This is a genomic window from Chrysiogenia bacterium (genome assembly GCA_020434085.1).
Lineage (GTDB): Bacteria > JAGRBM01 > JAGRBM01 > JAGRBM01 > JAGRBM01 > JAGRBM01.
Window position 1 is genome coordinate 1 of sequence record JAGRBM010000569.1, and the last position, 13,313, is coordinate 13,313.

Annotated in this window: 14 protein-coding genes and 1 tRNA gene; 11 read left to right on the top strand and 4 right to left on the bottom strand. The window is 62.6% G+C overall.

Annotated elements, in window-relative coordinates; all coding sequences use genetic code 11:
- The 9 genes from KDH09_18685 to KDH09_18725 form a co-directional block, all read left to right on the top strand.
- A partial coding sequence (locus KDH09_18685; GenBank protein MCB0221731.1) for an o-succinylbenzoate synthase occupies window positions 1–472 on the top strand: 472 nt, incomplete at its 5' end.
- Entirely contained in the window at window positions 453–1,871 is a 1,419-nt protein-coding gene (gene menE, locus KDH09_18690; GenBank protein MCB0221732.1) for an o-succinylbenzoate--CoA ligase, read from the top strand. The genes KDH09_18685 and menE, both read left to right, overlap by 20 nt.
- Before the next feature lie 95 nt (window positions 1,872–1,966).
- Window positions 1,967–3,217, top strand: coding sequence for a cation:proton antiporter (locus KDH09_18695; protein MCB0221733.1), 1,251 nt, complete (start codon window positions 1,967–1,969; stop codon window positions 3,215–3,217).
- Entirely contained in the window at window positions 3,207–3,644 is a 438-nt protein-coding gene (locus KDH09_18700) for a universal stress protein (protein MCB0221734.1), read from the top strand. The genes KDH09_18695 and KDH09_18700 overlap by 11 nt, the downstream gene beginning before the upstream one ends.
- 46 nt (window positions 3,645–3,690) lie before the next feature.
- Complete coding sequence (locus KDH09_18705; protein MCB0221735.1) at window positions 3,691–4,281, top strand: TetR family transcriptional regulator C-terminal domain-containing protein; 591 nt, start codon at window positions 3,691–3,693, stop codon at window positions 4,279–4,281.
- 66 nt (window positions 4,282–4,347) lie between these two features.
- A complete protein-coding gene (locus tag KDH09_18710) occupies window positions 4,348–5,085 on the top strand; it encodes an SDR family oxidoreductase (protein MCB0221736.1) in 738 nt (245 codons plus the stop codon).
- Window positions 5,086–5,098: 13 nt separating this feature from the next.
- Window positions 5,099–5,518 (top strand): nuclear transport factor 2 family protein, encoded by a 420-nt coding sequence (locus tag KDH09_18715; GenBank protein ID MCB0221737.1) that lies wholly within the window; start codon window positions 5,099–5,101, stop codon window positions 5,516–5,518.
- A gap of 1 nt (window position 5,519) precedes the next feature.
- Complete coding sequence (locus KDH09_18720; protein ID MCB0221738.1) at window positions 5,520–5,723, top strand: 4-oxalocrotonate tautomerase family protein; 204 nt, start codon at window positions 5,520–5,522, stop codon at window positions 5,721–5,723.
- Window positions 5,724–6,066: 343 nt separating this feature from the next.
- Window positions 6,067–7,401 (top strand): FAD-dependent oxidoreductase, encoded by a 1,335-nt coding sequence (locus KDH09_18725; protein MCB0221739.1) that lies wholly within the window; start codon window positions 6,067–6,069, stop codon window positions 7,399–7,401.
- 69 nt (window positions 7,402–7,470) lie between these two features.
- On the opposite strand, the gene KDH09_18730 is transcribed toward KDH09_18725, so the two are convergent.
- Window positions 7,471–7,545 (bottom strand) — tRNA-Lys (locus KDH09_18730).
- Window positions 7,546–7,876: 331 nt separating this feature from the next.
- Here KDH09_18730 and KDH09_18735 point away from each other — a divergent pair.
- Window positions 7,877–8,533, top strand: a complete 657-nt coding sequence (locus KDH09_18735) for a pentapeptide repeat-containing protein (GenBank protein ID MCB0221740.1) — start codon at window positions 7,877–7,879, stop codon at window positions 8,531–8,533.
- 240 nt (window positions 8,534–8,773) lie between these two features.
- Window positions 8,774–10,342: a peptidylprolyl isomerase gene (locus KDH09_18740; GenBank protein ID MCB0221741.1), complete on the top strand. Its 1,569-nt coding sequence runs from the start codon at window positions 8,774–8,776 to the stop codon at window positions 10,340–10,342.
- A gap of 61 nt (window positions 10,343–10,403) precedes the next feature.
- Here the strand turns inward: KDH09_18740 and KDH09_18745 are convergent, their stop codons facing one another.
- The 3 genes from KDH09_18745 to KDH09_18755 form a co-directional block, all read right to left on the bottom strand.
- On the bottom strand, window positions 10,404–11,987 hold the full coding sequence (locus KDH09_18745; GenBank protein ID MCB0221742.1) for an FHA domain-containing protein: 1,584 nt from the start codon (window positions 11,985–11,987) through the stop codon (window positions 10,404–10,406).
- Window positions 11,988–12,086: 99 nt separating this feature from the next.
- Window positions 12,087–13,028, bottom strand: a complete 942-nt coding sequence (gspN, locus tag KDH09_18750; protein ID MCB0221743.1) for a type II secretion system protein GspN — start codon at window positions 13,026–13,028, stop codon at window positions 12,087–12,089.
- Window positions 13,029–13,031: 3 nt separating this feature from the next.
- Window positions 13,032–13,313 (bottom strand): hypothetical protein (locus KDH09_18755; GenBank protein ID MCB0221744.1); only part of this gene is annotated, 282 nt, incomplete at its 5' end.

The window sequence follows — 13,313 nt, forward strand, 5'->3', positions numbered from 1 at the left end:
AGCGGCATGCCGCCAGCTCGGCGAGCTCGCCGCCTTCGATCTGGATTACGTGGAGCAGCCGCTGCCCCCCGGCAGTGAGCGCGATCTCTCCCGTCTTCGCGACGTGCCGGTTTCCATTGCGCTCGATGAGAGCCTGCGCGATGAATCCATGGTGATGCGCGCGCTCGAAGCGGACTGGGCCGACTATTTCATTCTCAAACCCACGGTCCTTGGCGGTTTCGCACGCACGCGCGAGGTGACCGAGCGCGTGCGCGCCCATGGGAAACGCTATGTGCTGACGACGGCGCTGGCCGGTGCGACGGAGCGCCGCGCTTGCTTCGATCTGGCCTGCCTGTTGCCCGCGCCGCTTCCGGCCTGCGGGCTCAACACGGCAGGCTTCGTCGATGGCGATGGTGAGAGCGACGGGCTCTGCGTAAGCGAGGGGCGCATGGTCCCGCGGGAGATCGAAGCCCATGAACGCGCCGCTCTTTGACCTCTCGCGCTGCCCGGATGAACAGCGCGCCTTTGAATGCGGGGACGAGACCTGGAGCTATGCCGAGCTGCGCGCAAGGGTGCGCGAATGCATTGCGCGGCTTGAATCTCAAGACGTGGGGGAGGGCACTTTCGTCGCCGTGCATGCGCCTTCAGGGCCGGAGGTCGTCGTCCTCGTGCACGCTCTGTGGGCGCTCCGCGCAACCCTTGTCCCGATTAACCTCCGTTTGAGCGATGCCGAGCGCGCCGCGCAACTCGCGCGGGTGGGGCACTGTCCGCTGCTCACGCTTGCTGAGGGTGAGTGGGAGGCGGAGTGGCTCGATAACGCGCCGCTCGATTCTGTGCCCAAGGGAATGCAGCTTCTTCTATTTACCTCCGGAACGACCGGCGTGCCCAAGGGGGCGCTGCTCTCCTTCGAGGCCATTGCCGCCAGCGCCCGCGCGGCGAAGGAAGCGTTGCACTATCAACGCGACGAGCGCTGGCTCTGCTGCCTGCCGCTCTACCACGTCGCCGGGCTGAGTATCCTCTACCGCTGCGCCTTCTACGGTGCGACGCTTCTTCTACATCCGAAGTTCGATGCCGCCGCGCTCGATCATGCGGTGGACGAAGAGGGCGTCACGGCGCTCTCCCTGGTGCCCACGCAGCTTGCGGCCTGGCTCGACGTGCGCGGAGAGAATAAGGCGCCGCCAACGCTGCGCTCGGTCTTGCTCGGCGGGGCGGGGGCCTCACCGACGCTGCTCGAGCGCGTCCGAAAAGTCGGCCTGCCACTTGCGCCGTCCTTTGGAATGACCGAGACGGCCTCGCAGGTCTGCACGCTCCCTCCCGCGCAATTCGCACAAATCGACCTTGCGCGCCTCTACCTGCCCCCGCTTCCCGGGGTGGAGACGCGCGTGCGCGATGAACAGGGTTGCGATGTTCCCGCTGACACGGAAGGCGAAGTCTGGCTGCGCGGGCCGTCACTGTTCTCGGGCTATCTCTCGGACGTCGATGCGAGCAGCGCTGCGGTTGCGAGTGATGGCTGGTTTCGCACAGGCGACTGGGGAAGGCGCAATGAGAGCGGCGCCCTGATGATCGTCGAGCGCCGCAGCGACCTGATTCTCTCCGGCGGAGAGAATGTTTACCCCGCCGAGGTGGAAGCCGCGCTGGAATCGCACGCTGCGGTGGTGGAGGCGGGCGTCTTTGCACGGCCCGATGAGCGCTGGGGCAGCCGCGTTGCCGCCGCCGTGGTGCTGCGCGGGCCGGTCGATTGGGAGCAGCTCGAGGCTCACTGCCGCGAACGGCTCGCCGGATACAAGGTTCCGCGGGAGTTCTTCTCCTGCGAGGGGCTGCCGCGCACGCCGACGGGCAAACTCCAGCGCGCCAGGCTGCGCGAGCAAGCATCCTCACTCAGGCACTCCTGAAACCCTTTCACGTCCGGATCCTTCTTCGATCGGCTACACTGCGCAGAGCCCCGGTGGCGGCCAGCGCTCAGTAAGGCTGCCCGGAATCGCGAGCCATGATCGAAGTACAGATCGGTGAAATCCTTCTTGAGCTGGGAATCCTGTTCCTGGCGACGGTTGCCCTGGGCGGCTTGCTCCACCGCATCCGCATTCCGGCGATCATTGCCGCGCTGCTGGTCGCCATGGCGGCGCACTACACCCCGCTGGGCGAGCGGCTGCTCTCTGCCGAGCTCTACGGAATGTTCACCTTCCTTGCGCAACTGGGCGTTCTGTTTCTGCTGTTCTTCATCGGCGTTCAAATTGATTTTGTCGAGCTGCGTTCAATGGGCAGGGATATTCTCTGGCTGACGGTGTTTGCGACCGGGCTTCCATTTGTATTCGGTGTGCTCGCAATGTTGGGGATGGGCTATGGCTGGGGCGTTGCCCTGGTGATCGGTATGACGCGGATGCCGACGGCCGAGGCGGTGATCGTCCCGATTCTCGATGAATTCGGGCTGATTCGCACGCGTGTCGGTCGCTTCATTGTCGGCGCGGGAACGCTCGACGACGTGCTGGAGGTCGCGCTCGTCGCCATCGTTTCGGTCTGGATTGCCGAAGACGCGACAGCCGCCGGTGCCGTCGATCTGTGGGGAAAGCTCTGGCCGATTCTGGCGGGTTTGGCCGGGTTGCTCACACTCGCAGTGCTTTCCTACCGGTGGATTCTGCCGCTGCTGGCCCGATGGACTCCACGCGATGCGCGCGGCCTGGTAATGATTTCGCTGCTCACGATGTTGCTCTTCGGCGGCCTGAGCGAGCAGGCCGAACTGGGCATGGTGCTCGGGGCGATTCTGAGCGGGATCGTGATGCGGCCGACTTTTCAGAAAATCGGAATTCAGGGTGACCAGGCCATCCAGACATTTCGCCAGATGAGCTACGGCTTTCTGGGAATCGTCTTCTTCTTCTGGGTGGGAATGAGCGCCGATCTTGCCGGACTGGCGGAAAGCCCGCTGCTGGCCCTGCTGCTCTTTCTGGCGGCAAGTGCCGGGAAAATCGGCGGAACCCTGCTCATGGTGCCGATGAAGAAGATGAGCTTTCGGGAAGCGCTCACGACCGGCGTCGGGCTCGACGCGCGCCTGACAACAGAAATAGTTGTCGCCCAGATCCTCTACAGCGCAAAGCTTATCGATCTTGAGTTGTTCACCGCGCTGATCGCAGCATCTTCTGTTTCAACGCTGCTGATCCCGTTGTGGTTTACGCTGCTGGCACGGCGTTGGGGGCATGAGCTCCATGGAGAGCCGGCCGGGTTGGGAGATGAGAATGTCGCCTGAGGAAAAAGCGCCGATTCTGCTGTGCCTGGATATTGAGAGCGGAAGCGAAGACCTGGTTCGCTACGCCATGGCCGAGGCCGTGCGATCGGAACGTCCGCTGCAGGTGCTCTCCGTTCTGCCGAAGGTGCGCGGAGAGAAATCGCACGCGGGAGCCCGGGAGCGCCTGGATGCGATGGTCTCGCGCGCGGTTGAAGCGACCGGCGCAAGCGGGTCTCCGGAACTGATTGTCGAAATCTCGCACGGGCAGCGGGTTGAGGACGAGATTCTCCGCCAGATAGAGAGCCTGCAGCCTGCAATGGTGATCATGGGAAGACGCCGGCACCGCGGCAAGGAGCATATGTTCATCCAGAGCTCGACAGCCTGTGTGCTGGCCGACCTGAGCGTTCCAGTCCTGGTCGTCCCGATTCCCGCCGAAGAAAAAAAATGAGCGGCGGGGGTTGACAAGCAAGACCGACCGGTCGTATACAAAAGCCATGGCACGGCCGAGACTCAGTGAAAAGACCCGCGAGCGCCTCCTCGAAGAGGGGGTGTCGGCGTTTCTGCACAACGGTTTTCACGGAACGGGGCTCAAGGAAGTCTTGGATCGCGTGAGCGTGCCCAAGGGATCGTTTTACAACTACTTCGAGAGCAAGGAAGAGTTCGCCGCCGCGGCCATCCGCCACTATGCCGAGTGCTTCGCCCGGAAGATGGACAGGGCACTGACCGGAGCGCCCGATCCCGTGACCGGGCTGCGCCGATTTTTTGAGTCCCTGATGAAAGAGTTCAAGGCCGCCGGCTACGTGGGCGGGTGCCTGATTGCCAACCTGGGCGGGGAACTTGAAGGCAGCGATGTCTGCCGCGAAGAGCTCTCAACTGCCTTTCAGAGCTGGCGCGATGGTGTGGCCAAGGCGCTGGCCGAGGGGCAGGAACTGGGGCTCGTCCGGAAGGACGTCGACGCCGGCGAACTGGCCGACCTGCTCACCGAATCATGGGAAGGCGCGGTGATTCGCATGAAGATTGAGCGTTCTCTGGAGCCCCTGCGCCGGGTGGTCGACCGCCTGCTTGGCGACTACCTGAGACCCTGAAAAAAATTTGCCCGAATTAAAATACGACCGGTCGTATAGAAATAAACAACCCCAAGGAGAAATCACATGTCCAAAACCCCAACCATCATCATCACCGGTTCCTCGAGCGGAATCGGTCTCGACATTGCCCGCACCTTCGCCAAAGACGGTGCCAACATTGTCCTCAACGGGCGCGACCCCGACAAACTGGCCGCTGTTGCCGCGGAACTCGGCGCGCCCGATCACGTGGCGTCGGTCGCCGGAGACATCGGGGACCGTGCGACCGGCGAGGCGCTCGTCCAGACCGCCCTGGATCGTTTCGGTCGCGTCGACGTCCTCATCAACAATGCCGGCCGCTTCGGCGTCACGCCGTTCGTGGATGTCACCGAAGAAGAACTCGACGGCTTTCTGCACGGAAACCTGCGCGGCACCTATCTGACGACCCAGGCGGTGGTGCGCCAGCTCAAGAAACAGGGAGATGGCGGCAACATCGTCAACATCGGCACCGTGCTGATCGATCATCCCATCGGCAGCGTGCCGGCTTCGGCCCCGCTGGTGAGCAAGGGCGGCATTCATGCGCTCACGACGAGCCTTGCGGCCGAACTCGCACCCGACAACATTCGCGTGAACCTCGTGGCACCGGGCATGATCCGCACGCCGCTGCATGGGGATGCCGACGTGGATTCCTTCGGTGCGGTTGCGTTGCTCAGGCGCGTGGGCGAAGTGCAGGAAATCACCGAGGCGGTGCGCTACCTCATCGGCGCGCAGTTTGTGACCGGGCACATCCTGCCTGTCGATGGCGGCTTCATTTCCGGGCGCGCCTGAGGGCGGAACTGCCATGAGTGAACACACTGAGAATATCCAGCCGGGCGCGGCGGCGTATGCCGCTGTCGCCCGGGTCATGGCCCGCTACTACGAGGGGCTCTACCACGGCGATGTTGAGCTTCTCGCCGAGGTTTTTCATCCCGGAGCGACCTACGCAACGGCTTCCGGCGGGGAGCTGCTGCAACTGAATCTCGAAGCGTACTTTCCCGTCGTTTCCGGGCGCGCCTCACCCGCGACCCGCGGCGAGGCCTACAGCTACGAACTCACGTCAATCGCTTTTGCCGGATCTCACACCGCGTTGGTCCGGATGCGCTCAGCGATGCTGGGAAAACACTTCGATGACTTCCTCTCCCTGATCAAAGTCGATGGCCAGTGGCGGATCATCGCGAAGGTCTTCCACTTCGAGTTGGAGCCAACTGCCGAAGGAACCTGATATGCCATATGTGAACATCAAAATTACCCGCGAGGGTGGAACAACAGCCGAGCAGAAGGCGGCGCTGATCGCAGGCGTAACCGATGTGCTGGTGAGTGTTTTGAACAAGTCGCCCGCGACAACTTTTGTGGTGATCGATGAAGTCGAACTCGAAGACTGGGGCATTGGCGGTCTGCCGGTCGAGGAATTTCGAAGGCAGCGTTGAGCGGGCGCAATTGCCGAACCAAAAAGGAAGGGGGCGGCCGTCGGCCGCCCCCTCGTCCGGGCTATTGCAAAGCCGGCTAGTTAACGCTCAATGCGAGCTGCACATAGGCGAACTGCACGTTGTCGTTGAGCGGATACGTATGCATGTCGCCGGGCACGAACAGCCCTCCCGCGCCCTCCTCGCCGGAATTCTTGCCCGCGGGGATTGTCTTCCCCCGGGGGTGAAATTACGGTGACACGGGAGTCATTTTTGGGGGTATGATCTGGCTCAGGGGTGGCGCAGGGCACTCGATCGGGGCCGGGACCACCCCGCACGCGACGCACGAATTGACGGGGAGTTGCACATGAAATGTCTGGTTCTCGGTGGAGGGCTCGCGGGCCTGGCCTCAGCCGTCTGGTTGTCGGAAAAAGGCCATCAGGTGACCCTGCTTGAGCGCAGGGCCTCTCTGGGCGGCCGGACCATCGCAATCCCGCAGCCGGAAGTGGATGATGTGCCAGACAACGGCCAGCACGTATTCGCCAGCGGCTACGAGAATCTGTTCCGCTACCTTGAGAGTGTCGGGACGCGCCAATACGTGGAGTTCCCCGGGCAAATGTCGACCAGAATGCCAGGCGGCGAACTGCATACTGCCGGAACCTCGGGTCTCGATGGGCTTCGCACGATGATCGGCGACCTGCCGGGGGTCCACGGGCTCGACAAGCTTAGAACAGCGCTCGCGCAAGCGCGGCTGATCCGGCAGGCAATTTTTCAACCATCGTATCTCGATGACATTACTGCCGATGAATGGTTCAGGCGCATTGGCATGCCGGCTTCTGCCCGCAAGGCGCTCTGGGACGGAATCGTGATCGGCCTGACGGGTGACAAGACGGAAATCTCTTCGGCGAAAGTTCCCGCGGATCTGCTCGTCACGGGAATGCGCAAGGCCATCAAGACGCGCACGCCGGTTTCGATCGGCTACCCGACCGTGGATCTGGATACGCTGTTCATTTCAAGCGCGGAGAAAGTGTTCGCTGAAAGGGGCGTGGAGGTTCGCACCCGGACAGCCGTCCGCTGCGTCAATGTTGAGAACGGAGCCCTCAAGGGCGTGACCCTTGGCGATGGTGAAGAACTGCAAGCGGACATCGTGATCTGCGCGATCCCGGTATGGGGCATCAAGGGCATTCTCGACCAGGTGCCCGGGCACGAGAAGATCTATCGCGCCGTTGAGCACCTGACTCCCGTCCCCATTGTCAGCGTCAATCTCTATCTGGATCGGTCGATCGGCATGGAGGACTGGGGAGAAATCCTCTATGGCGGAGAGGGAGTGCTCGAGCAGGTCTGGGACCGACAGAAAATGCATGGCCGCTCTTCTGAGAACAACTGGTTCTACTCGACAACGGTCTCTGCCTCCTATGAACTGATCAAACGCACGAACAAGGAAATCGTCGCAACGCAGATGAAAACGCTGGAGCGTTACTACCCGGCGGCCAGGGGCGCCGAAGTGATTCACAGCCACGTCGTGCGAATGCCCAGGTCGACGTTCGCGCAGCGCCCGGGTACGGCAGGGGTGCGCCCGAAACAGAAAACAGCAGTGAAGGGCCTGGCAATCGCCGGCGACTGGACCGAAACGGACTGGACCACAACCATGGAAGGGGCCTGCCAGAGCGCAGCCCGTGCGGTCGAAGCCGTACTCCTATAAACGTCGCGGAATCCGGCCCTCGCGCTATAAAGAACAAGCCCGCTCAGCTGAGCGGGCTTTTCTCGATTCTGGTGGGGGCACCAGGACTCGAACCTGGAACCAGCTGATTAAGAGTCAGATGCTCTACCATTGAGCCATGCCCCCACGAACTTTTGGGTCCGTGTTTGGGTGCGTCGGGAGGGGCATTTGCTGCCCGGGACCGCAACGCGGGGCCTTTTTGTATCCGAGGCTGAGCGCCGCGTCAACCGGTCTGCGGGCGGTTTTTCCCGGTTTCTCATTTTGCGAACCGGAATTTGGCGCGCCGGGGAACGGATTTCTCATTTTGAGAGGATTCTCAGGCTGAGACTGCTTGGGGCTGGCCTTTTTCCCAAAAAATTCAAGTAATTACAGTTAGTTAGTGACTCATGCCACGCATGGCACCCTCTGTGCTCTCTTGATTGCCATCTCTCGAAGGAGAAGCAGGAGGGCAAGGAAGATGCGAAGGACTCAGCGAACCGGCAAGTGGACCCTGGCAGCCATCATCGTGGCAAGCATCCTCAGTGCGTGTTCGAGTGCGCCGCAGCAGGCGCGTCGTTTCGGCGCCGACCTCTCCGAGCGGCAGCTCGCCGGCGCGGACTATCAGAACCGCCTGCTCACTGCCGCGTCCTTCGAAGGCGCGAGCCTTCCCGAAGCAAAGTTCATGAACGCGTCGCTCAAGAGCGCGAATTTCTCCGGTGCCACACTCGCCTCGGCCAACTTCGAGCGCAGCGACATGCGGGCGGCCACTCTTCAGAACGCCGACCTGCGATTCGCCAATCTCTCTCGCTCGAACCTTCATCTGGCCGATTTCGAGAACGCAGATCTCGAACGGGCGACTCTCAAGGGCGCGAACCTCCGGTATGCGGTACTCAGCGGGGCGAACCTCCGCGGTGCCGACCTGCGCGGGGCGGACCTGACCGGTGCCGTCCTGAGCGGGGCTGATTTGCGGGGGGCGCGTCTGGAGAAGGCACGTCTGGCCGGTGCCATCGTCGTGGGGGTGATCCTCGACGAGCGCACGGCCGGTCTGGAAACTTCGCCGCTTGGGCCGGTGAGCAGCGCCGCTTCCATTGGAGCCGGCAGCGCCATCGGATTGGGAGCACTCGCGGCGCGTTGAGGGCAAAGCCCGGGGCGAGCGAGAGGTCGCTCGCACTCGGCACGTTTGGTGGTGTGGGTTGGCCCGGTCTCGAAAGAGCCGGGCCGCTTCATTTGCGTGAATGGGCCCGGAGCAGGCCCTCTGCAGGCGCAGCGGCCGGTTTACTTTCCCGGGGCTCCAAGATACCCTCGCGGCTCCTGAAAACCTGCTTGATCTCAAGCATTTGGCCGCCGCAACCGGTCGGCCCACATTGGACAGTCCATGAGCGAAGAAAACGAAGAAACCCCAGAGACACCCGAGCCCCAGGCCCAACAGGCAGCACCCGAGGCCCCCGCGCCGGAGTCTTCCGAAGAACCCCATCCCTTTGACATGAGCGAGCGCCGCGACTTCGGCGTCATCCTCGGCCTCATTGCCATTGTGGCCATCATCGCCGCTGCGGCCGTGGTGTTCCTGCGCCAGGGCGGCCCCACCGGGGCGCGCTCCTCGGAGACCGCCTTTGCCGATGACATCATCGCACGGGTGGGCGATCGCGACGTTCCCATGCAGGACTTCAAGATCTGGCTGGCCTCGCTGCCGCAGAGTGTGCACATGCAGCTTGGCTCACCCGAGGGCCGGCGCGGCATCCTGCAGCAGTATCTCAACCGGGTGGCCATGGACGAATACTCGCGCCAGCAGGGTGTTTACGAAACCGAGGCATTCAAGGAAGAATACGAGCGCGCGCGCGACATGTTCGCCGTGCGCGAGCTGGTCGACGAGACGTTCAAGGCCCAGGCCTCCGAGGATGACCTGCGTGACTTCCACAAGAAGCACAAGGAACAGTTCCCCAAACCGTTCAACGATCCCAGCCAGCGTTACCAGCTCATTGAAGAATATCGTCGGAACATTGTTTCGCAGTTTGCCGACACCTTTCTCAAGAGCGTGACCGTGCAGAAGGCCGAGAATTTCACCGAGCCGGTGATCGCAAAGATCATCTACACCGAGGATGAGAGCGACACCATCACGCTCGAAGACTGGGAAACCGAACTCTCGGCGCTGAGCAGCGAGGACCAGCGCTGGTCGCGCACCCCGCAGGGGCGTGAAGAACTGCTCCAGCGACTGCTGCGTCGCAAAGCCCTGGCCCGCATTGCCCAGGCCCGCGATTTCGGCAAGCGCCCGAGCGTCGAAGCCTCGCTCCAGGAAATCCGGCCTCACATTGCGGCCAAGGTCCTGGCGATGGACGAACTCAAGGACGTTGACCCCATCGTGGACGAAGAGATCAAGAACAATCGCGAGGCCTACGAAGAGTCGCGCATGGAGATCGCGCACATCATGATCCGCGTTGGCGCCGACGCATCGGGCTCGCAGGTCGCGACGGCAGAGGCAAAGATCAAGGATCTCTATGACCAGATTCTCAAGGGCGCGGACTTTGCCAAGCTGGCAAAGGAGAATTCCGAGGATCCCAACACGGCGCCCGAGGGCGGCAAGGTCGGTGAAGTGGGCAAGGGCGAGCTCGTTCGCCCGATGGCGGAGGCGGCCTTCGCGCTCAAGGAGGGCGAAGTCAGCCAGCCGGTGCGCACGATGTTCGGTTTCCATCTGATCAAGGCGCTCAGCAACCCGCACACGGAATACGACGAGGGCGTGGCGCGCGCCATGGCGCGTCGCCGCATCATGGAAGGTGCGATCGATACGAAGGTCGGCGACATCGTCACGAAGATGAACGTGGCCATCAACGACCCGCTCATTGATGGTTGGGACCCGGTCAGCCAGTTCCTGGAACAGCAGGCCCAGGCCGCGCAGGCAGGCCCGATGCAGGGCGGCGATCAGCCCGCCGCGCCGCCGGCGCCGCAATGATTCGATATTGGTGAACGAAAAAGGCCTCCCTTTGGGAGGCCTTTTTTATTGGCGTGATTGTTCAGAAAAGCACTTCGTAGGCGCGGGTGGGGTCCTTGCCCTTGAGTTTGAGCAGCCCCACGTCCTTGGTCTTGAACAGGCCCTCGACGAGCTGCTTGGTGCGCTCGCCGATGAGCAGCCCGTTCTGGGGCGCTACGCTCTCCAGGCGCTGCGCGGTGTTCACCGTATCGCCGAGCACGGTGTACTCAAGGCGCGTCGAGGAACCGATGTTCCCCACAACGACGGGGCCGGTATTGATGCCGATGCGGATCTTGAAGTGCTTCGATTCATCGAGCTTGGTGAGGTAATCCTGCAGCGCCTGGATCTGCTCGATGGCGCTCTGCACGGCAAGGGCGGCATCGTTCTGGTGCTGCACCGGCGCGCCATAGATGGCCATGATCGCATCGCCGATGAACTTGTTGACCGATCCCTTGTGGCGAAAAATCACGCGGGTCATTTCCTCGAAGTAGCCGTTGAGGATGAAGGCGATGTCGGAGGCGCTAAAACGTGTGCTCATGCTCGTAAAGCCGCAGATGTCGCTGAAGAGAATCGTGGCTTCGGCCTCGCGCACGCCCAGGGCACTGCGCTCGTTTTCTTCGGACTGTTGCATGAGCATCTCCACCACGTCGGGGGAGTGATACATCTCGAGATTGGAGCGGCGCACGGCTTCGAGCTTGAGCTGTTCGGTCAGGCTGACGTTGAGGATACCGATGGCGAGCTGATTGGCGATGGCGCCCAGCAGGTCCATGTCCGCCTCGCCGAAGGCGTAGGTCTCGGCCTGGTTGTCCATGTAGATCGCGCCGCACACCCGGTTGCGATCCCACAGGGGCACGCACAGGGCGGAGCGGATATTGAAGGCGGCAATGGACTGCCCGGCCTCAAAACGCGGGTCGTACTTGGCATCGGAAGTCAGAATGCCGACTTTCTCGCCGATCACCTTGTTGAGAATGGTCCGGCTGACCTGCAGTTCTTCCTTGGCATTGGGGTCGCGGAAGTGACTGATCTTGAGCTCGGGCTTTTCCTCGGAGTCGAGCAGGAAAATGCCCGCGCGCTCGGCGTTGATGGCTTCGAACAGGAGCTGCGTGACCGAGCGGAGCAGATCGCTCAGATCGGTGGATGCATTGATCACGCGGCCAACCTGATAGAGCACATAGAAGTGGCGCTCGCGATCATAGCCGCCGCTGCCGATCGCTGCGCTGTCGACCGAGGCAAGATCGGCTTCGAGTTCCTGCAGGCTTTTGACGATTTCCTGGCTGCTGTCGGTGTTGCGAGGGCCGCCAGCGGGAGGTCCGGCGGGCGCTTGCGGCGCGGCCATGTTGCCGTCGGGATCGAAGAGGAAAGTATCCGCCCCCACGCCGATCGTGTCACCGGGGCGCAGCACCTGTTTGGAGATGCGCTGGCCATTGACGAAGGTGCCGTTCATTGAGTCGAGGTCGTAGAGAACCCACTGGCCGCTCTCCAGCTTGAGCTCGGCATGCTTGCGGGAGACCAGCGCATCGACGACTTCAATGTCGTTGCCCGGGACGCGACCCATGCGGATCAGGTCGCCACTCATTTCGATTGCAACGGGGGCCTGCCCCTCGTGCTGTCGGATCAGTCTTGCCATGACACTCCCAGCCCGGCGCACTGGCCGGTTTAATGACCCCGCGTTCTGAATGTGGGGAGAGTCTAACTGAGAAGCTGCGTGGCGACCAGCGCGGAACGATTACTCGCGGATGCGCGGCGAGCCGATGGTGCCCTGGATGAAGGCGCTCAGGCCGCCGTCGGGTTCGCGCTTGAACTGCGTCGCGAGAATGGCGTCGTAGCCGGCCTTGAAAGTGCCGTGGGTGGTCAGGTGAATGCGCAGATTCGGGCGCGAGCGCTCGAAGGGGGCCACCACGTCGATGGTTCCGCTGAGCTCCACATCGATGTCGGGGCCGGTCAGCTCGAATGTCTCGATCTTGATCTTGTTCTGGGCTCCGCTGAGGACCAGACGTGCCGAGTCATAGTTAAAAGCCGGAATGGGGAAACCACCGGCAACGATCCCGCCAACCTTGCCCGCGCGCAGGGCGAGATCGACTTGCCCTTCGGTATCGGTGAGATCGGCCAGCCGGCGCTGAATGAGCGGGGCAGTGGCCTCTTCCACACCGGGGGTGCGGTAGTGGACGCTTCCGGTGGCGGTGCCGTGAATCCAGGGGCGGTCGTCACGCTCCTGCGGGAAAATGCGGGTGAGCAGGAAGTCCTGTGCCTTCAGGCTCGCGTCGATGGCTTTGCTGCCGGCACTGAACTCAAAGTCCGCAAAGCCCTGCTCGACCTGGCTGTGCGCGCTCAGCTTGGGTTCGCCCAGAAGCGTCGAGATGAGCGCGAACTTGATCACCTGATCGTCGATCTCGATCGCGTGACCGGGGGCGGTCGAAATGGAGAGGCGCTCGAAGTGCACGCCCGAGAGGCCGGCAAGCCCGACGGACTTGGCCTCCACCGGACGGCCGATGGCACCGCTGAGCTTCGTGGTCACGGCCGAGGTGATGGCATCGCCGGGCATGTAGATCCAGATGAACAGAAGCGTGGCCAGGGCGAAGTAGCCAATGAATCCCCAACGGCGAAGGCGACGCTTCTCGTCCTCGTCGGGGTTCCATTCCCTGAACTTCGTGATGATCGCCTGGGCCATGGATCAGCTCTGTTCCTTTGCGCAGAAGGACGAAACCTGGAAACGCACGTCCAGCAGGTTGGTGTCATCGAATCGCTTCTTTGCCTGGAACTTCCAGGCGCGGTATTCCGAGGGCGACTGGTCGATCTGGTGCAGGCACTTTACAAGCGTTTGCAGCAGCATGCGCCGGGCCTCGATCTCCACCGAACGCTCGGTGTAGTAGGCGGAGTCGGGCGCGTTGATCGGGCGGATGGAGATGTTCTCGGCGCCGCAGCTTCGCAACAGCGATTCGAGCGCCGTGAAGAG